The organism is Roseivirga sp. 4D4 (assembly GCF_001747095.1).
Lineage (GTDB): Bacteria > Bacteroidota > Bacteroidia > Cytophagales > Cyclobacteriaceae > Roseivirga.
The window spans coordinates 1,295,024-1,313,275 of record NZ_MDGP01000001.1 but is presented as its reverse complement, the minus strand read 5'-3'; the positions used below and the strand labels follow the sequence as shown (position 1 = coordinate 1,313,275).

Here is an 18,252-nt window from a genome sequence, read left to right as displayed (position 1 = left end):
TAAAGGCATGATCTTTGAGACGTTACCGCGCGTATTGATATTTGAATGAAGAAGATAGACAGGTTAGTATTTGGGTCGTTTATAGGGCCCTTTTTGTTGACACTAGTCGTAGTAGATTTCATATTACTCTTGGTTACGCTCCTTAAGTACTTTGACCAAATAATGGGCAAAGGTTTAAGTGTAGCTACGTTTGGTGAACTTATTACATACTTCTCCATATCAAGCTCTCCCGATGCTTTTCCTTTGGCAGTGCTGCTGAGTTCCATCATGACCTTCGGTAATTTGGGAGAGCACTCAGAACTCACTGCGGTTAAGAGTTCAGGTATTTCGTTGGTGCGCGCCCTGCTGCCAATCTTCCTTTTTGTCGTGCTCTTGACAGGTTTTACATATTATTCCAATACGCAATTGGTGCCAAAGACCAATCTTAAGACTTATAGTCTGCTTTGGGACATGAGAACTAAGAAGCCAGCCTTGGATATTAAGGAGGGTGTGTTTTATACAGGAATCCCGGGCTATAGTATTAAGGTGAATGAAAAGATCGGTGACGAACAACTTAAGGATATTATCATCTACGATCATACAAATCCTAATGCTCAAGGTAATACCAAAGTGATCTTGGCTGATTCTGGTCGTATGTATTCATTCATGAATCAAAGATATCTGGCCTTGGAGCTTTATCGTGGTGTGCGGTATGAAGAAGGAGTGAGTGAAAAGTATGAGGAAAAGGTAGCTGGCGGTCAGTTTGTGAGAGATAAATTCACAAGCAGCCGTATGTACTTCGACCTGTCATCTTTCGACATGGGTGATACGGATGAGAGTTTGTTTAGGCGTAGTCGATTGGTTCAAACACGTGAACAGTTGATTACCGGAATCGACTCAATGCAAAGGGACATCCATCAGAAGGAAGAACAGATGTTCAATTTCGTGGCTAATACCTTTACCTATCACTATGTGAAAGATGTTCCAGTGCCGGACCAAATCACGATCCCAAAGGCATACTATGATTCCTTGAGAGATGCCAGGCGAGAAGTTAAAGAGACTTTGAGAGACTCGATTGATGTAGTGCCTAATCCCGAAGATAAGAAGTTGGCCGTTGTTGAAAATAAGCAGGTACTTGATGTTCAGGAAGGAAAGGAGCCTTCAGGTGGTTTGAAGGTCGCGGCTAAAGGCATTACCGCTAAAACAATTGCTCAGCAATCTAATGAGCCTGTAGTAAATAAGAACACCTTTGAGCAAAACATGAGGCGTTTTAATGATTACTACAAAGGGGATGGTACAAGAATGAGTAATGCGCTGAGTTATGGAGTGAATAAATCTCGATCGGCCAGAAACGTACTGAATTCTAGAGTGATCGCCTTAGACGGGGTCAAAAGAGACCAAAGAAAGTTTGTAGTGACTAAGAATCAGCAAATTGCAAGGTCATTGGCGTGCTTGGTGATGTTTCTCATTGGAGCACCTATAGGGGCGATTATTAAGAAGGGTGGTTTAGGGTTGCCAGTAATCGTTTCCGTTATATTCTTTTTAATCTACTATGTGTTCAATACGACTGGCGAAAAGTGGGGGAAGGAAGGGGTAATGGACCCTGCCATTGCTGTCTGGATTTCTAATGCTGCATTGTTGCCTTTCGGTCTTTTCTTCTTACGACAGGCAAGAAATGATGCGCGTCTCTTTGAACCAGACTTTTATGTAAATGCCCTTGATAAGGTCAAAAAACTCTTCAAGAAGAAGAAAGAATTAAAAACAACCTAGTTTGCTAGTTCTCAGTTATATGCCTACCTTTGCGGCTGTTTAATTATTTATTACATTTTATTTTAGCTAAGCATGTATTTATCAAGCGAAAAGAAACAAGAGTTGTTTGAGAATCATGGTCGGTCAAAAGCAAAAACAGATACGGGTTCTCCTGAGTCTCAGATATCGCTTTTTACCTTCCGTATCAACCACCTTACAGAACATTTAAAAGTCAATAAGAAAGATCACTCTTCAAGATTAGGTCTTTTGAAATTGGTGGGTAAAAGGAGAAGATTGCTAGATTACCTTTATGCAAAGGATATCGAAAGATATAGAGCAATCATCGCAGAATTGAAATTGAGAAAATAATATATGAGGGAATTCGTAAGAGTTCCCTCTTTTTCCTTTCGAACTAAACGCAGGTTGTAACGACACCCTGCTTTCTTATTTTATAAAACATATATGACAAAAGTTATCACTAAGTCCATCAAAATGCCCGATGGCGCTGAAATTACAATAGAAACGGGTAAACTGGCAAAACAAGCAGATGGCTCAGTTGTGGTTAGAATGGGTGACACAATGTTACTCGCCACTGTAGTATCTTCTCAAGATGCCAAAGAAGATGTAGACTTCCTTCCACTATCAGTGGACTACCAAGAGAAGTTTGCAGGAGCAGGTAAAATACCTGGAGGATTCCTTAAAAGAGAAGGAAGACTATCAGATCACGAAGTATTGATCTGTCGATTAGTTGACAGAGCTTTAAGACCACTCTTTCCTGATGATTACCATGCTGATACGCAGGTAATGATCTCAATGATTTCACACGATGAAAATGTAATGCCTGATTCATTAGCGGCTCTAGCTGCGTCTTCAGCATTAGCAGTTTCAGATATTCCTTTCAACGGACCAATTTCTGAGGTACGTGTGGTAAGACATGAAGGAGAGTTCAAAGTGAACCCTAGCAAAGCGATTACAGAAGAATCTGATCTTGAAATCATTGTTGCTGCCGATAAGGACAACATCATGATGGTTGAAGGTGAAATGAGTGAAGTTTCTGAAGCAGATATGCTTGAAGCAATGAAAGTCGCTCATGATGCCATTAAAATTCAGTGTCAAGCACAAATCGAACTTTCAGAAGAGGCAGGTACTACTGAAAAAAGAACTTACGATCATGAGAAGAAGGATGATGCGCTTTACGAAAAGATGCATGCCGAACTCTATGACAAGCTTTACGCTTCTGTTTCACAGGCAATTGCAGACAAATATGTAAGAAGCTCTAATATTGGAGCTATCAAAGATGAATGGATGGAATCACTTCCTGAAGATCATGAATACGATGGTTTCCTAATCAAACAGTTCTTTAAGAAGATTCATAAAAAAGCAGCTAGAGACTTCGTTCTTAACGATTCTAAGAGGCTTGACGGTAGAGAGTTCAATGAAATCAGACCGATTTCATGTGAAGTAGACTACCTTCCATCAGCACACGGTTCAGCTCTATTTACTAGAGGTGAAACGCAATCTTTGACTTCATGTACTTTAGGTACGAAGCTTGATGAGCAGATGATCGATGGTGCTACCATGAACGGTTATAATAAGTTCATTCTTCACTACAACTTCCCTGGTTTCTCAACTGGTGAAGTAAGACCAAACAGAGGTCCTGGTAGAAGAGAGGTTGGACACGGTAACCTTGCCATGAGAGCTATCAAAAAGGTACTTCCACCAGAAGATTCTAATCCATACACAATGAGAATTGTTTCTGACATTCTTGAGTCTAATGGATCGTCTTCAATGGCAACCGTATGTGCTGGTTCATTGGCACTTATGGATACAGGTATCAAGATTTCGGCTCCTGTTTCTGGTATTGCAATGGGTATGATCTCAGATGCTGAAACTGGAAAATATGCTGTACTATCTGATATTCTTGGAGACGAAGATCACTTGGGTGATATGGACTTCAAGGTAACAGGTACTGAAAAGGGTATCACTGCTTGTCAGATGGATATCAAAGTAGACGGATTGTCTTACGAGGTATTAGAGCAAGCCCTTAACCAAGCGAAAGAAGGTAGACTTCACATCCTTGGTAAAATGGCTGAAGCGATTACCGAACCTAGAGAAGACTACAAACCACATGTGCCTAGAACTGAGCGTTTCAAAATTGACAAAGATCAAATTGGAGCGGTTATTGGACCTGGTGGAAAAGTAATTCAGGAAATTCAGAAAGAAACTGGTGCTACAATCAATATCGAAGAAGTGGATGACAAAGGTGTCGTTACAGTGTTTGCTGTAAACAAAGACGCTATGTTGGCTGCTGTCGGTCGAATTAAGACTATTGTAGCGGTTCCTGACGTTGGAGAAGTATATGAAGGTAAAGTGAAGTCAATTATGCCTTTTGGTGCATTTATTGAGTTTATGCCTGGTAAAGATGGCTTACTTCATATTTCGGAGATTAAGTGGGAACGTCTAGAAAAAATGGACGGAATACTGGAAGTAGGAGAAGAGATTAGTGTTAAACTAATCGGTATTGATAAGAAGACTGGTAAGTTCAGACTTTCTAGAAAAGTGCTTCTTCCGAAACCAGAGAATAAAACTGAACAGAAATAGAATATTGAGCGTTTGATAAAGTAGGAACTTTTCCTACTTTTCATATTGTTCGAAATGTTTCTATTACACAAGGATAAACCCAAAGTTTGAATGAGACAGCTTAAGATTAGTAAGCAGATTACCAACAGAGAGTCGCAGTCTCTTGATAAATACCTTCAGGAAATAGGCAAGGTGGATCTTTTGACCCCTGACGAAGAAGTAGATTTAGCGAAGAGAATCAGAGAAGGCGATCAACTTGCGTTGGAAAAATTAACTAAAGCTAACCTTCGTTTCGTTGTTTCTGTTGCCAAACAATATCAAAACCAAGGGCTTTCATTAGGCGATTTGATTAATGAAGGAAACCTGGGACTGATTAAAGCAGCACAGAGGTTTGACGAAACGCGTGGTTTCAAATTTATATCGTACGCAGTTTGGTGGATTAGACAGTCGATTCTACAAGCATTGGCTGAGCAATCTCGTATTGTACGTCTGCCATTGAACAGAGTAGGGTCTTTAAATAAAATCTCAAAGACATTTTCAGAGTTAGAGCAGCGGTTTGAGCGTGAGCCATCTCCGGATGAATTGGCAGAAGTATTAGAAGTAACTACCAAAGAAGTGGTAGATACTATGAAGATTTCTGGCCGACACGTATCAATGGATGCACCATTTGTACAAGGTGAAGAAAACAGCTTGTTAGATGTACTCGAAAATGATCAGGAAGAGAAGCCTGACACCGGCCTTATGAATGACTCCTTAAGAAGAGAGGTTCAGAGAGCTTTGTCTACATTGACGCAGCGCGAGGCAGATGTCATTACACTTTACTTCGGTCTTAATGGAGAACACTCCATGACGCTCGAAGAGATAGGTGAGAAATTCAACTTGACAAGAGAGAGAGTAAGACAAATTAAGGAAAAGGCAATCAGGAGGTTAAGACATACTTCTAGAAGTAAAGCTTTGAAACCTTATTTAGGTTAATTTATAAGATAATTGGCAAAAGGAAGGCCTTCGAAAGAGGGCCTTTTTTATTTTGACATGATCGGGGAACAATCCTTTGATAAAAAGTTGTTAATCGATTAGTTTTGATGAAACAGGAAATTTGGAGATGACGACAGAAAACGTAAAAGTATTAATCATCGGCTCTGGCCCGGCAGGATATACAGCGGCCATTTATGCATCAAGAGCAGGTTTAAGCCCAGTGCTTTATACCGGAGGCCAGCCAGGTGGCCAATTGACAACGACAAATGACGTAGAAAACTATCCAGGCTATCCTGACGGAATTAATGGTCCTCAGATGATGGTTGATTTTCAGAAACAAGCAGAGCGTTTTGGAACCGATTTAAGGTTTGGTCTTGCCACCAAAGTTGATTTCTCTAGTTATCCTCACAAGGTTTGGATTGATGATAAGCATGAGATAACTGCTGAGTCAGTAATCATCTCCACAGGGGCAAGTGCTAAGTATTTAGGGCTTCCTTCTGAGCAAACTTTCGCTAATAAAGGTGTTTCTGCCTGTGCAGTGTGCGATGGTTTCTTTTATAAAGGAAAATCTGTTGCTGTTGTTGGTGCTGGCGATACTGCAGCAGAAGAGGCTACATACCTTGCCAACTTATGCCCGAAGGTCTACATGATTGTAAGGCGTGATGAAATGCGCGCTTCTAAAATCATGCAAGAACGTGTTAAATCCACTCCAAATATTGAAATCCTTTGGGATACTGAAACAGAAGAGATTCTCGGTAATGATGAGGTTGGCGTAACAGGAGCCAGAGTTGTGAATAACAAGACTGGAGAAAAGAGAGAGCTAGAAGTAAGCGGTTTCTTTGTGGCCATTGGTCATAAGCCAAACACCGATATCTTCAAAGGCTGGTTAGATATGGATGAGACAGGCTACTTGAAAGTAAAGCCGGGAACATCTCATACAAATATAGAAGGTGTATTTGCAACGGGAGATGCCGCAGATAAGGTATATCGCCAAGCGGTCACAGCTGCAGGTACTGGCTGTATGGGAGCATTAGACGCGGAGAGGTTCCTTGCAGAAAAAGAATTTGAAATGTCTACAGCGGAAGTAGCTGAGTAGACAAAAGCCAAAAGCCACCCCGATATGTCGGGGTGGCTTTTTTATTTCAAGAACATGATAAAACTAGATATTCTCGCCTTAGCAGCCCATCCGGACGATGTGGAATTGTCATGTGCTGGTACCCTGATCAAGGCTGTCCAACAAGGAAAAAAGGCAGGTATTGTCGATTTTACAAAAGGAGAACTTGGTACAAGAGGTACTCCTGAAATCAGAATGCAAGAGGCAAAAGCGGCAGGGGAGATCATGGGGATTTCAGCACGTGAGAACCTTGGGTTCAGAGATGGTTTTTTCAAAAATGATGAAGCGCATCAATTAGAGGTCGTTAAAGCGATCAGAAAATATCAACCAGAAATTGTTCTTGCCAATGCAATTGATGATCGCCATCCAGATCATGGAAGGGCCTCATTTTTATCTAAGGAAGCTTGTTTTCTGGCCGGTTTAGCCATGATCAAAACAGAAGTTGATGGTGTTGAACAAACGCCCTGGAGACCTAAGGCAGTTTATCATTATATTCAAAGTATCCCACATACACCAGATTTTATAGTCGATGTAAGTTCTGCTTGGGAAACTAAAATGAAGGCTATCAGAGCCTTTAAAACGCAGTTTCACGATCCAAATAGCGATGAGCCAGAAACCTATATCTCTTCTCCGAGATTTATGAAAATGATCGATTCTCGCGGAATCCATTATGGTCACGAGATTGGTGTCGAATATGGAGAGGGCTTCACTGTTGAGCGAACGGTAGGTACTAATTCAGTATTTGATTTGATTTAAGGCGCAAGTCGAGAGGCCTTCCAGTTCTCACTTTCCTTTTCGTAAAGAAGGCGATCGTGTAGGCGACTTTGCCTGCCTTGCCAAAACTCAAAAGATGTCGGTTTGATCTTATAACCACCCCAAAAATCTGGCAACGGTACTTTGCCTTCCTTAAATTTTCGTTTCATTTCGGCAAGCTTCATTTCTAAGACATTGCGAGAGCTTATTACGGAGCTTTGCTGAGATACCCATGCTCCCAATTGGCTTCCGTGAGGCCTACTCGTGAAATATTTGAGTGATGTAGCAGTACTTACCTTCTCGGCAACACCTTGAATGCACACCTGACGTTCCATAGCATACCAAGGAAATAATATCGACACTTGATGATTTTCCTCAATCTGCTGAGCCTTGCGACTCTTGTAATTCGTATAGAATACAATGCCATCAGTATCTAGGGCTTTCATGAGTACCGTTCTTTGGAAAGGTTGACCTGATTTGTCAGTGGTACTCAATACCATTGCGTTTGGTTCAAGCAGCTCGCCTTTTTGAGCTTCCTGAAACCATCTTTCAAATTGTTTGAAAGGATTAGAGTCAGCAGATTCTATATCAAGAGAAGCTTTGGTATACTCCTTTCTTAAATCAGCAATGGTGTCTGTCATGTATCCAATATTTCAGTGCAAATATAACAACACCTTTAGACGAAAGTTTTTCTAATTCGTTAGGCAAAGTAAAAATGCATTTATAATTTTCTTTGAAGCGAGCATATGTTTCAATACGACAAAAATATTCCCGATCCAGAACCAGGAGATTTCCTCTTATCTGAACCGTTTTTAAATGATCCGAATTTTGAAAGAACAGTCATTCTTATTTGTGAGCACAATGATGAAGGAACCTTCGGCCTTGTGCTGAATAAGCTTTCGGATTTGAAGCTGGATGATGTATTGGAGGAGAGGATTACTTTTCCGACTTACTTGAATATAGGTGGCCCTGTAGAGCAGAATACCCTACATTTCATTCATCGACTTGAGGATAAAGTTGAAGGCTCAATTCAATTAAACGATGGTCTATATTGGAGTGGGGATTTTGAGCAAATCAAGTTTTTGCTGAATTCTAATCTCATTAGAGAAGAAGATATTCAGTTTTATCTCGGTTACTCGGGTTGGGGTGTTGGTCAGTTGAGATCTGAATTAGACAAGCAGTCCTGGTTCGTCCGTAAAAAAGCCACAGCTAACGAGATTTTCGATATGGAATCAGACATCCTCTGGAAGTCTATTTTGAAGCAAATGGGAGGTAAGTACAAGGTGTTTTCAAATTACCCGGTTGATCCTCGCTTGAATTAATAGTTTTACTAAATTTGATACTGTAACGGTGCGGCTGCAAAGCCGATAGCAATTAGAGACATGAGTGAAGACAAGAATAAGAAGGTGGAGGAAAAGGATCAGCCAGAATCTGCGGCTGAAGAGCAACAAGAAGTAACCCCACAAGAAGAAAAGGACACAATCGAAACACCTCAGGCTGTAGAAGAACCATCTTCTGACAAAGAGGACTCAACAGATGCTCCAGAAGTAGAAGCTAAAGTTGAGGAAGACGCTCCTGAGACTGCTGAAGAACCAAATCCAGTGGTTGTTACCGAAGAAACTGAGGATAAGACTGCTGAAGAACCGGCTACTGAGGTTGCCACTGAAGAGGTGGAGGATAAACCTGCTGAGGAGGCTGCTGTGGTTGAAGTTCAAGAAGCCGAGTCCCCTGCTGAAGTAGGTACTTCTGAAACACCTGAATCTAGCACCACAGACGAGGTCTCCAACGAAGAAACCACCGATAAAACTGAAGAAGAGTCTAGTGCGGAAAGCGAAGAGGAGGAAGAAGAGCTTCCTGATTACACCACTTATACTCGCGAGCAGCTAGTTGAGGCCATAGAGGAGCTCACCCAGCAAGATAGCTTCAAACGTGCCGATCGTGTACTAAAAGAAATTGAACCCCTTTTCACAGAGTTTGAATCGAATCTCAGAAAAGAAGCAGAAGAAAAGTTTAAGGCTGAGGTAGGAGAGGAAGAAGAAGGTTTTGAGTTCAGGCATGATGAGCTCTATAATCGTTTCGATGCTTCTCTTAGACTATTAAGGGATAGAAAAGCCTCTTATTACAAAGAGCGTGAAGCCAATAAAACCCGTAACCTTGAAAAGAAGCAGGAACTGCTTGAGAAGCTAAGATCACTAGTCGATGGTGAGGAAGCTACCACAAGCCTAAAACCTATTAAAGAAGTTCAGGAAGTTTGGAAAGCGATCGGTCCGGTGCCGAGCCAGTACAACAAGACGCTTTGGGCCAATTACAATGCCCTATTAGACCGTTTCTACCACAACAGACATATACTTTTTGAGCTCAAAGATCTTGACAGAAAGAAGAATCAGGTAGCAAAAACCGAGTTATGTGAGAAGGCAGAGGCCTTGAATGACCTTGAGAATGTCAAAGACGCTGTGATTCAATTGAATGAATTACACGAAGAATATAAGCGCATTGGGGCTGTACCAAGAGAAGTGCAAGAAGAACTTTGGAAAAGGTTCAAAGCGGCTTCAGATGTTATCTATCAAAAGCGTAAAGGCTTCTTAGAGCATTTGAAAGGTGACCTCAAGGAGAATTTGGTCAAGAAGCAAGAACTCATCGATGAGTTGGCCACTTTCTCGTCATTCAATTCAGACCGAATAAATGATTGGAACGCTAAGACCAAAGAAATCCTCGATTTGCAAAAGCGTTGGGAAGCCATTGGTGGTGTGCCTCGTGAAAATGCGAAAGAGATTAACCGATCGTTCTGGTCTACTTTCAAGGGGTTCTTCGCTAACAAAAATGAGTTTTTCAAGAAGCTCGAGTCTTTAAGAAAAGAGAATCTTGCTAAGAAGGAAGCTTTAGTAGAAGAGGCCGTTGCTCTTCAAAGCAGTGAGGAATGGGATAAAACCGCAGAGCAGTTAAAACAGCTGCAGCGTAGGTGGAAAGAAATAGGGCCAGTTCCTGAAAAGCAACGTAATGCAGTTTACGCCAAATTCAAGGAGGCCTGTGATGTATTCTTTAATAACAAGCGTCAACAACTCAATCAAACCGAGTCGGCTTACGTGGAGAATCAGGAGAAGAAAGAGGCAGTACTGGCTGAAATGGCTGAGAAGGCTAAAGGCAAAGCAGGTTCTCAAGAAGAGTTGATGGGATTGATTGCATCTTATAACGAAATTGGTTTTGTACCTCGTGGTGCCATTAAATCTATTGAAGCAAAATTTCAGGAGTCTGTCAAGGTATATGTAGATAGCCTTGGACTTGAAGCTTCAGAGGCTGAGTCATTGATGCTAAAAGCAGAACTCTCTAGTGGAAATAAAGGAGGGGGAGCAGACAAGAAATTCCAGAAGAAGGAGTCTACGTTAAGAAGGAAGATTTCCGAACTGGAGGATAATATTTCACTTTGGAACAATAACCTCGCATTCTTTGCTAATTCTAAGACGGCTGATAAGCTGAAAGAAGAGTTTGATGAAAAGATTGCTAAGGCTGAAGAAGAAGTCCAAAGCCTTAAAAAGCAACTAAGAATCTTAAGAAGTATTTGACAACCAAAGGGTTGAAAAATCTTTGAAAATTTGACATTAGCAGCTTTGCAATTTTAGAAGACACTTCTATCTTTGCACTCGCTTTGAACGAAAAGCAAAAAAGCCTCCTTAGCTCAGATGGTAGAGCAACTGACTTGTAATCAGTAGGTCATTGGTTCGATCCCGATAGGAGGCTCATAAAAGACAGTTACGAAAGTGACTGTCTTTTTTGTTTTACCCCTTCCTTCAAACTTTCACAGTGTCCTTTTTACTCGCCATCATTTTTTCAATCAGTTGAGGTACTTTCTCGAAAACCGCGGATAGCCCCTTGTTCTGATGCGTACTAACGAACGAGATTTGGTCGCCTTTCGATACCAGGAAACCAATAGGGTCTATACCCATTCCAGCACCAGCTCCACCACCTTCTCCTGTTCCGGTTTTTGGGGAAGAACCAGTTCCTCCACCGCTACCAAAACCAACTCCTAGGCGTATTACGGGTACACAAACGAAATCTCCTAGTTTGAATTCGTCACCTACTACTGTTTCTGTTTTGGCCTCAGTTTCTATAAAGTCTGTTAATTTCTGAAGCATTGTCTCAAAATTCATTTCCATAATATTATCTTTTAAATAGTTGTTGAATAAGTGCGATCAGAATGACATGCAATCTGATATGGGCTTCTAACTTCAAGGTGGTGATACCTTCAAAATTGAAATGAACCGATCGATGCCTTTCAGCATTTGTCAAGAAGTACCCTATGGGCACCAGTTTTGCATTCAAAACAACATCTCCCGTATCCACGTCTATCAATAGCTTTTTAACCTTGAATGCCCTCATACACCTTTTAAATAGCTTTATCGGGTGCCGAACCTTGCGTTTGCCGTCCTTCTTCTTCGACTTCTTTCTTTTCTTTTTCTCGTTTGAATCAGTTCGAACTCTTCTTCCAAGAATTCTTAATTCTGTTGTGATCAACTCACCCGTGAGAACTGAGAAAGAAAATGTGCCTTTTTGAAAAACCTGGTAGGTATTTGAATGCGAATCACAAATAATGACGATAGGCTTTACAAGTACCCATATGACCACGATCACGACAACCAATAAAGGGATATAGATCACCCAATACACTTTAATTATTTAGTCTACGAAGTTACCCATTGACGTTGGCTGATCAGATGAGCCCGGTCATCACCAGCCGTGATTCCAATCACTATAGGGTTGTTTTGCCAGTAGATTACTGAACAATGGCTGTCCTTGATGATCAATGTCATCCAGCTCAAAAACCAGTGTCATTGCTGTCGACACAATTCCTCACTTAATTAGGACCCATTTAAACAAATGATCATGGGAGTTCATAAAGTAGTAGAAGTGCTTGCCTTTTCTACCAAGAGTTGGGAAGACGCGGCACAAGAAGCAGTAAAACAAGTCTCAAAAAATGTCAGAAACATTGAGTCGGTATATATCAAGGAAATGAGTGGAAAAGTAATTGATAATCAAATTGTTCAGTATCGAGTGAATGCAAAGGTGACATTCGGTATAGAGTAAATGTACCTAGTACCTCATACTTAAAATAATTATGAGCAATCGCATAGATAGACCTTTTCTGTTTTACACTCCTCGATTATTATCGATGGTTTTATTGGTCGTGTTATCAGTCTTTGCCATCGAGGCATATCAGGAAGCAGCGACTGATGGCATATCGAATTCACCCTTCATCGTCTACCTATTCCCAGTTTTTGTCCTCTTAATCATTACAGCCATTTCATGGCGAAAGGCCCGCATTGGTGGAACGCTCTTTATCATGGGAGGTTTCTTTTATGCTTTCTTTATGGACGAGTTCTCTGCTTCATCACTTGCAATGGTCGCCACACCTCTAATCCTTCTCGGGGTCCTATTTCATGTCAGCCAATACTTTCGAAAGTGACTACAATCACCCAGGAGGTTGACTCGCATCATAGGCTTCTGGGTACTCAGTGTCTAATTTCGGAGGGAAGAAAAGACTTAAACACAGAAATATGCAACGAGATAGAAACCCAAGATGGAGAAGAATAAAGAGTAGTCCGTTTCACAGGATAGGGGATGCTTATGGAAGTTTCTTTGATGGAGAGCACTTCCTGGGACGCAACGCTTTTGATGATAGTTGGATCGCGCCCAAGATACCTGCTAACATTAAGAAAACGTCTAAAACCTATGAAATCGAAATGGCCTTACCAGGCTTTGTCAAAAAAGAAATCACGATTCTCGTAGAAGGAGATTTATTAAAAGTTTTAGCGGAGAAGGACATGAAAGGAGAAGTCAATGATTCTGAAAACTTAGATTATGACATACTGGGAAGAAGCTTCCAGCTAGAGCCTGATATTGACAGAGACCGCATTAGTTCAAAGTTCAAAGATGGATTACTTAAGATTTACCTGCCGTATAATGGTGAGGTAAAGAAGAAGCCTAGGGTTAAAGTTAAGGTGACTTAATTTTAACTTCGCTGTTTATAGAAATCCCTGATGGCAGCCTTTATCTGATTGGTTGTCATCTTATCGGCCCTACCAATGGGGTGTATGTTAAACGTGCGGTCATTCGCTTTATCCAAATGATTAAGCAACCCTACCTTGGCTTCAGCAGGTCCTGTTATCATTACTTCCAGGCTTCCTTTTAAGTGCGCTTGGATCCTATCGTAGTAGTTCTTGGTTTGGTGCTTTCTGCGTTCCAGATGTTTCTTTTCTGAAACAGCCTCTTGAGGTCCATAGGGTGTCGAACTTCCAGAGCCTCCAACCAAATGGAAATGCTCAACCTCAGAATCGACAATCACAAAATCATTCTTACCCTTTTGGAGGTGATAAATAAATGCCTGATCAAAATCCAGCCATATCCCTGTTACTCTTTCCATTTTATTAGCTTTTGATACAAGATATTTTGAAAGTTATCGCTAGGCAATGACAGATGTTAGGGAAGAGGTTGACAAGCATCAGCTAAGTCTATGACTGTGTTTACGGAACTGATATAAATCACCTATTCAGCTAAGCGATCTCAGGTGCTGCAGGCTATTTGATCATGTAGCTTTAGTCAAATTAAAAAGCCTATGAATATTAAGATAGCCGACTTAATGGTCAAAAATGTAGTAACTACAGAACCACATAAGTCAATCGGTCATGTCAAGGAAATGATGACCAAAAATAGAATCAGCTGTGTTCCTGTGGTGAATTCTGATAACGAACCGGTGGGTATCGTAACCACAAATGATTTTAAGATCAACCCGGGTGATAGTTCTCAAGTGAGTCAACTCCTGTCCGGTCATGTGTATACGGTTCCTGCATACAATGACGTTTCAGTGGCTGCCAAAGTGATGCGTAAACACCACTTTCACCACCTGATAGTGACACACGAGAAGGAGATTGTTGGCATTATTAGTTCATTCGACTTATTGGCACTGCTTGACGATCATAAATTTGTGATGAAAAATCCGCCTACACCTAATAAGAAAAGTAAGCAGAGGATATAAAGAAGGTTTATGGGACGCCTTATGCTCGATAGGCGTTCCCATTGATCTGGCCATCAGCCATCTCAATGATTCGGTCAGTTTTCTGTGCAAAGTCCAGGTCGTGTGTGACCACCAGTAGTGACATCCCTTTTTGATCGCTGAGTTGTTTGAGAATGTCAAATACATTATCAGAATTCTTGCTATCCAGGTTTCCGGTAGGTTCATCGCCCATAATGATAGTTGGTTCATTGATTAAAGCTCGTGCTATAGCCACACGTTGTTTTTCTCCACCGGAAATTCTGTAGGCTAGTTTATCCGCTAAATCTCCAATATCTAAGAGGTCTAGCTTTTGCATGGCATCTTCTCTTATTTCTGCTAAAGACTTCTTTGCCAATTTCTTCGCAGGAAGCATAACATTTTCTAGAACGGTGAACTCAGGAAGCAAGTAATGAAATTGAAATACAAAGCCTATATGCTCATTTCTGACCACGGAGAGTTCCTTATTTGACTTTCCATAAAGTTCTTCACCATTGAGTAGCAGGCTGCCATCATAGTCTGTATCCATTGTAGATAAAATGTACAACAGAGTAGACTTACCACAGCCTGACTTGCCCATGATTGATACAAATTCACCAGGCTTAATGCCAAAGCTGATATCCTTCAATACATGAAAAAGTACTGGCTCTCTGAAATACTTGTTGATATTTCGAGCTTCGAGTACATATGGTGTATCAGTGTTCATTGTCCTCGAATTATATCCACAGGATCAATTTTCTCAGCCTTTGAGGCGGGCAGGTAGCCAGCAAAGAAGGTAGCCAATAAGGCGAAAGTTATGCCGATGATGTAGAAACTCGGATCATTGTTTACTGGAAAGGTAGTGATGGTTGGAAGCGCCTCAGTCTCAAAAGGAATGTACGATATGCCCACTGATAACCCGAAACCAATCATCAGGCCGAGTACACCTCCAATGCACCCTATAATCAGAGCTTGACTTATGAAAATCATCTTTACGTCCTTACCAGAAAAACCTGTTGCCTTGAGAATCGCAATGTCATTCATTTTCTCATAGATCATCATATTCAGGATATTGTATATCCCAAAGCCAGCTACTATGAGTAAGGTGACTGATACAGCATAGGTAATGATATTCCTGATTTGAGTGCCTGTCTCAAATTGAGCATTGGCGGTTTTTATATCAATAGCAGTAAGATTATACTGGCTGCTGATTTGTGATGCCATTAATGGGGCTTCTTCCATATCGAAGAGCTTCACATTAATATCGGATATATAGTTTTTGCCTTCTCCCAAAATGCGTTGTGCTGTGGGCAGGTTCACATAGCTCTGAACATTATCAATATCGGCAAGACCGCTTTGATAGAAGCCTACAATTTTGAGTGGGAATAAGCCTCCATTGACAGAACTCAGCTGTACACGATCACCAACTTTGAGGGACAATTTTTTGGCCAGTCCGGCCCCAAGAATAATTCCATTATTATTTCTGGCCAGGTCTTGAACACTGCCTTCAATAATATAGTCGCCTATGTTGAATAGCCGATCTTCTTCCATTACATCCACCCCAAAGACCACGCCATTCAGCTCAATTGAACCAGCTAGATAGAATACCTGAGCTTGTACCTGTGGAATTACCCCTCTGACACCTTCTTGGTTTTTAAGGTGATTAATCAAGGGTAGGGCGTTGTGAATACGGAGTTGACTTTTTTTCGGCTTGATCGAATGAATGATGTTGATTCCATCCACAAACTCATCTGCAAGCGTTATCGGCTGTTCTTCTGAAGGGGCTATTTCGTTATAAATATGAATATGCGGGGTACGATTCAGTATCAGACCATCAAGCAAGCCGTTGAGCCCCGTCATAAAGCTGCCGAGTGTAATAAAGGTGCCAATACCGAATGTGACCCCTAAGGCGGCAATGGAGGACTGCTTGACTCTTGACTTTAAGTGTGTTTTAGAAATACCAAGTATCGTTGACCAATTCATTGCTTAGGGAGATAAATTTTTGTCGTTGCATCAATACCTGATAAAATTTCTACCTGATCCAGGCTCTGAAGTCCGGTTTGGACAGGTACCAAACCATCCTCGGTCTTAACCTCATTCTTATCTGTTAAGTATGTTCTTGGGATTACCAGAGCTTCTTCTTTCACTCTTGTTATGATGTTAGCTTCTCCTGAAAGTCCGGAAAACAGTTTAGTAGGAGGGTTTAAAAACTTGGCTTCTACTTTAAAGGTCTGGGTGGCCATGTTTTTACGGGGATAGATTTGGCTAATGAAAGCGTTGAATACTTCATCGGGATAAGCATCCAGTGATATGATTGTGCGCTGACCAAGGACTATCTTGGTAATATCCACTTCATCAATCTCCATTTCAATAATGAATTGCTTGGCATTTCCCAGGACAGCCAATGGTTCTTGAACATTTACAATTTCGCCAGGCTCTTTCATTACCTCATAGACACGTCCTTCGATTCTACTTTTTATTGTGTAATCACCTTGAGTGCTTTTTGCATTGCGATAGTTGTTTTGGGCTTCTTCCCATTTCGTTAGCAGGTCTTGTTCTGTTCTCAAGAGTCGGTTATTCAATAAATTAAGATTGGCCTTGGCCGTGAGGTAGGCAAGTTCCCGGGTTTCATAGGTATTTTGTGTACCGATATTTTTATTCCAGAGATTTCGCTGCTTGACAAAGTTGATTGAATCGTTCTCGAGTTTCAATTGGGCAATAGAAATCTCATCCCTGATTTCATTCAAGACATTTGCCCTGCCTTCATAATTGCGCTTGGCTAAATCCAATGCCAGTTGTGCATTTCTTAAGTTCATTTCAGGGTTGGTGCTCTTAATCTGTATCAGTGGTGTTTCGTATGCGACTGAATCACCCTCTTCAACTAAGACATCCTTGATAATACCTCCTACGGACGAGTGGACATTGTAAAGGTCCTCCGGTTGGACGGTAATCGAAGCATATACCGATTCAGTCAGTGTAGTCACTTCTGGGCTCAAGGATTGCTCTGCTCTTTGGCAATAGGAAAGTGCAAAGAGCGGAACACCAATACACATCAGCCGATATACTTGCTTTTTCATTATTAGAATTTAGTCGCTTTGTTTTACTAGTCATAAGTAAGCAGTCAAGGTTCAATTAAAGCGCTACTAAAATCAGTAAATGAGATGATCCTCATCATGTTATAATCTTGTCATTATTAGTTGTTTAAGGTGTAATTAAAATTGAAGAAAGATGGAGGAAAAATATCAAATTCTAATACCAACAGACTATTCTGAAACGGCTGATCATGCCTTGGCCATTGGTGCTGATCTGGCAAAACGTTCAGGTGCTCAAGTACATGTCTTGCATATTGCGGATATTCCACCGGATTGGGTTTCAATGGTTGAGAAATCGGAGGGAACCATGTATGCTATGGTGAAAGATCAATTGGGCATCACTAGAAAAGAATTGGCCGATAGAACTACTTTGCTACATGATAAAGGAGTGCATGCTGAAAGCTTTATGGTATATAACAAGGGGTATAGAGCTATTTTGGGACACTCAGAAAACTATGAGTCCGATTTAATTATAATGGGGGCTCATGGACGATCTGGAATCAAAGGGCTCCTGATTGGCTCGTTTACCTTGAGGGTACTTCACCATACAAATGTGCCTGTTTTTGTGACCAAGAAGACAGACATGCCGACTGATTTGAACAAGGCGGTATTCGTCTCTGATTTCGATTCAGAACATAAAGGTGAATTAGCAGAGGCGATAAAGCACATTCAAAAATTCAATATGCGATTGCGATTGTTTTTTGTCAATACACCGGCCACCTTCAGAGAGTCTCACGAAATCCAGAATAGGATGAATGAATATGTCAAATCTATTCCTGAAGGTTTAGTGGAGCAAGTCGATATCGTCAATGCCTATAAGTTTGAAACAGGCCTGCTTAGGTACTGTGATGATAACGCAATCGACATGGTATCCATGCCAATTTACGGCAAGCGCCACTCTTGGGAAGCGATCGGCAGTACTATTGAGGATGTAATCAAGTTTACAGAAATACCTGTTCTGGGCATCCCAGAGGGTAAATAGAGTACGA

Annotated in this window: 20 protein-coding genes and 1 tRNA gene; 14 read left to right on the top strand and 7 right to left on the bottom strand. The window is 41.1% G+C overall.

Annotated elements, in window-relative coordinates; genetic code table 11:
• Positions 1–45: 45 nt before the first annotated feature.
• From BFP97_RS05665 to bshB1, 6 genes are all read left to right on the top strand, one after another.
• Positions 46–1,749, top strand: a complete 1,704-nt coding sequence (locus tag BFP97_RS05665) for an LptF/LptG family permease (RefSeq protein WP_069841480.1) — start codon at positions 46–48, stop codon at positions 1,747–1,749.
• Positions 1,750–1,821: 72 nt separating this feature from the next.
• Positions 1,822–2,097, top strand: a complete 276-nt coding sequence (rpsO, locus tag BFP97_RS05660) for a 30S ribosomal protein S15 (RefSeq protein ID WP_069841479.1) — start codon at positions 1,822–1,824, stop codon at positions 2,095–2,097.
• A gap of 93 nt (positions 2,098–2,190) precedes the next feature.
• The gene (locus BFP97_RS05655) at positions 2,191–4,329 is read left to right on the top strand and encodes a polyribonucleotide nucleotidyltransferase (RefSeq protein ID WP_069841478.1); all 2,139 of its coding nucleotides are present in this window, start codon (positions 2,191–2,193) and stop codon (positions 4,327–4,329) included.
• 90 nt (positions 4,330–4,419) lie between these two features.
• Positions 4,420–5,283 (top strand): RNA polymerase sigma factor RpoD/SigA, encoded by an 864-nt coding sequence (locus tag BFP97_RS05650; protein WP_069841477.1) that lies wholly within the window; start codon positions 4,420–4,422, stop codon positions 5,281–5,283.
• 127 nt (positions 5,284–5,410) lie between these two features.
• Positions 5,411–6,379, top strand: coding sequence for a thioredoxin-disulfide reductase (gene trxB, locus BFP97_RS05645; protein ID WP_069841476.1), 969 nt, complete (start codon positions 5,411–5,413; stop codon positions 6,377–6,379).
• A 57-nt stretch (positions 6,380–6,436) separates the two neighbouring features.
• A complete protein-coding gene (gene bshB1, locus BFP97_RS05640; protein ID WP_069844216.1) occupies positions 6,437–7,153 on the top strand; it encodes a bacillithiol biosynthesis deacetylase BshB1 in 717 nt (238 codons plus the stop codon).
• Here the strand turns inward: bshB1 and pdxH are convergent.
• Positions 7,150–7,791 carry a pyridoxamine 5'-phosphate oxidase gene (pdxH, locus tag BFP97_RS05635; protein WP_069841475.1) on the bottom strand — a complete coding sequence of 214 codons (642 nt, stop codon included), beginning with the start codon at positions 7,789–7,791 and terminating at the stop codon, positions 7,150–7,152. The two genes, bshB1 and pdxH, sit on opposite strands and share 4 nt — an antisense overlap.
• Positions 7,792–7,896: 105 nt before the next feature.
• Here pdxH and BFP97_RS05630 point away from each other — a divergent pair, with 105 nt between their 5' ends.
• The 3 genes from BFP97_RS05630 to BFP97_RS05620 all read left to right on the top strand — a co-directional run bounded on the left by BFP97_RS05630 (position 7,897) and on the right by BFP97_RS05620 (position 10,885).
• A complete protein-coding gene (locus tag BFP97_RS05630) occupies positions 7,897–8,472 on the top strand; it encodes a YqgE/AlgH family protein (protein ID WP_069841474.1) in 576 nt (191 codons plus the stop codon).
• Between the two features lie 60 nt (positions 8,473–8,532).
• Positions 8,533–10,710 (top strand): DUF349 domain-containing protein, encoded by a 2,178-nt coding sequence (locus BFP97_RS05625; protein ID WP_069841473.1) that lies wholly within the window; start codon positions 8,533–8,535, stop codon positions 10,708–10,710.
• A gap of 102 nt (positions 10,711–10,812) precedes the next feature.
• Positions 10,813–10,885, top strand: a tRNA-Thr gene (locus tag BFP97_RS05620).
• Positions 10,886–10,935: 50 nt separating this feature from the next.
• On the opposite strand, the gene BFP97_RS05615 is transcribed toward BFP97_RS05620, so the two are convergent.
• Positions 10,936–11,301 (bottom strand): GerW family sporulation protein, encoded by a 366-nt coding sequence (locus BFP97_RS05615; protein ID WP_069841472.1) that lies wholly within the window; start codon positions 11,299–11,301, stop codon positions 10,936–10,938.
• Positions 11,302–11,305: 4 nt separating this feature from the next.
• Complete coding sequence (locus tag BFP97_RS05610; protein WP_069841471.1) at positions 11,306–11,812, bottom strand: hypothetical protein; 507 nt, start codon at positions 11,810–11,812, stop codon at positions 11,306–11,308.
• A gap of 216 nt (positions 11,813–12,028) precedes the next feature.
• Here BFP97_RS05610 and BFP97_RS05605 point away from each other — a divergent pair, with 216 nt between their 5' ends.
• From BFP97_RS05605 to BFP97_RS05595, 3 genes are all read left to right on the top strand, one after another.
• Positions 12,029–12,229 (top strand): dodecin family protein, encoded by a 201-nt coding sequence (locus BFP97_RS05605; protein ID WP_069844215.1) that lies wholly within the window; start codon positions 12,029–12,031, stop codon positions 12,227–12,229.
• Positions 12,230–12,260: 31 nt separating this feature from the next.
• The gene (locus tag BFP97_RS05600) at positions 12,261–12,608 is read left to right on the top strand and encodes a hypothetical protein (RefSeq protein WP_139135198.1); all 348 of its coding nucleotides are present in this window, start codon (positions 12,261–12,263) and stop codon (positions 12,606–12,608) included.
• A 91-nt stretch (positions 12,609–12,699) separates the two neighbouring features.
• On the top strand, positions 12,700–13,152 hold the full coding sequence (locus BFP97_RS05595) for an Hsp20/alpha crystallin family protein (RefSeq protein WP_069841469.1): 453 nt from the start codon (positions 12,700–12,702) through the stop codon (positions 13,150–13,152).
• Between the two features lie 2 nt (positions 13,153–13,154).
• Here BFP97_RS05595 and BFP97_RS05590 read toward each other — a convergent pair whose 3' ends face one another.
• Positions 13,155–13,565 carry a hypothetical protein gene (locus BFP97_RS05590; protein WP_069841468.1) on the bottom strand — a complete coding sequence of 137 codons (411 nt, stop codon included), beginning with the start codon at positions 13,563–13,565 and terminating at the stop codon, positions 13,155–13,157.
• A 192-nt stretch (positions 13,566–13,757) separates the two neighbouring features.
• Here BFP97_RS05590 and BFP97_RS05585 point away from each other — a divergent pair, with 192 nt between their 5' ends.
• Positions 13,758–14,177: a cyclic nucleotide-binding/CBS domain-containing protein gene (locus BFP97_RS05585; RefSeq protein WP_069841467.1), complete on the top strand. Its 420-nt coding sequence runs from the start codon at positions 13,758–13,760 to the stop codon at positions 14,175–14,177.
• Between the two features lie 19 nt (positions 14,178–14,196).
• On the opposite strand, the gene BFP97_RS05580 is transcribed toward BFP97_RS05585, so the two are convergent.
• The 3 genes from BFP97_RS05580 to BFP97_RS05570 are packed head-to-tail and all read right to left on the bottom strand — an operon-like array spanning position 14,197 to position 17,248.
• Complete coding sequence (locus tag BFP97_RS05580) at positions 14,197–14,898, bottom strand: ABC transporter ATP-binding protein (RefSeq protein ID WP_069841466.1); 702 nt, start codon at positions 14,896–14,898, stop codon at positions 14,197–14,199.
• Positions 14,895–16,154, bottom strand: coding sequence for an ABC transporter permease (locus BFP97_RS05575; protein ID WP_069841465.1), 1,260 nt, complete (start codon positions 16,152–16,154; stop codon positions 14,895–14,897). Before BFP97_RS05575 ends, BFP97_RS05580 begins: the two co-directional genes overlap by 4 nt.
• Complete coding sequence (locus BFP97_RS05570; protein WP_083262446.1) at positions 16,151–17,248, bottom strand: efflux RND transporter periplasmic adaptor subunit; 1,098 nt, start codon at positions 17,246–17,248, stop codon at positions 16,151–16,153. The genes BFP97_RS05575 and BFP97_RS05570 overlap by 4 nt, the downstream gene beginning before the upstream one ends.
• 151 nt (positions 17,249–17,399) lie before the next feature.
• On the opposite strand from BFP97_RS05570, the gene BFP97_RS05565 reads away from it, so the two are divergent.
• Positions 17,400–18,245, top strand: a complete 846-nt coding sequence (locus BFP97_RS05565) for a universal stress protein (protein WP_069841464.1) — start codon at positions 17,400–17,402, stop codon at positions 18,243–18,245.
• Positions 18,246–18,252 lie beyond the last annotated feature (7 nt).

Coding starts and splice junctions, on each gene's coding strand:
- pdxH (WP_069841475.1), bottom strand. CDS start 7,791: ATGACAGACACCATTGCTGATTTAAGAAAGGAGTATACCAAAGCTTCT.
- BFP97_RS05565 (WP_069841464.1), top strand. CDS start 17,400: ATGGAGGAAAAATATCAAATTCTAATACCAACAGACTATTCTGAAACG.
- BFP97_RS05580 (WP_069841466.1), bottom strand. CDS start 14,898: ATGAACACTGATACACCATATGTACTCGAAGCTCGAAATATCAACAAG.
- BFP97_RS05605 (WP_069844215.1), top strand. CDS start 12,029: ATGGGAGTTCATAAAGTAGTAGAAGTGCTTGCCTTTTCTACCAAGAGT.
- BFP97_RS05575 (WP_069841465.1), bottom strand. CDS start 16,154: ATGAATTGGTCAACGATACTTGGTATTTCTAAAACACACTTAAAGTCA.
- BFP97_RS05585 (WP_069841467.1), top strand. CDS start 13,758: ATGAATATTAAGATAGCCGACTTAATGGTCAAAAATGTAGTAACTACA.
- rpsO (WP_069841479.1), top strand. CDS start 1,822: ATGTATTTATCAAGCGAAAAGAAACAAGAGTTGTTTGAGAATCATGGT.
- BFP97_RS05595 (WP_069841469.1), top strand. CDS start 12,700: ATGCAACGAGATAGAAACCCAAGATGGAGAAGAATAAAGAGTAGTCCG.
- BFP97_RS05600 (WP_139135198.1), top strand. CDS start 12,261: ATGAGCAATCGCATAGATAGACCTTTTCTGTTTTACACTCCTCGATTA.
- BFP97_RS05625 (WP_069841473.1), top strand. CDS start 8,533: ATGAGTGAAGACAAGAATAAGAAGGTGGAGGAAAAGGATCAGCCAGAA.
- BFP97_RS05665 (WP_069841480.1), top strand. CDS start 46: ATGAAGAAGATAGACAGGTTAGTATTTGGGTCGTTTATAGGGCCCTTT.
- BFP97_RS05630 (WP_069841474.1), top strand. CDS start 7,897: ATGTTTCAATACGACAAAAATATTCCCGATCCAGAACCAGGAGATTTC.
- BFP97_RS05655 (WP_069841478.1), top strand. CDS start 2,191: ATGACAAAAGTTATCACTAAGTCCATCAAAATGCCCGATGGCGCTGAA.
- trxB (WP_069841476.1), top strand. CDS start 5,411: ATGACGACAGAAAACGTAAAAGTATTAATCATCGGCTCTGGCCCGGCA.
- BFP97_RS05590 (WP_069841468.1), bottom strand. CDS start 13,565: ATGGAAAGAGTAACAGGGATATGGCTGGATTTTGATCAGGCATTTATT.
- BFP97_RS05570 (WP_083262446.1), bottom strand. CDS start 17,248: ATGAAAAAGCAAGTATATCGGCTGATGTGTATTGGTGTTCCGCTCTTT.
- BFP97_RS05650 (WP_069841477.1), top strand. CDS start 4,420: ATGAGACAGCTTAAGATTAGTAAGCAGATTACCAACAGAGAGTCGCAG.
- BFP97_RS05615 (WP_069841472.1), bottom strand. CDS start 11,301: ATGGAAATGAATTTTGAGACAATGCTTCAGAAATTAACAGACTTTATA.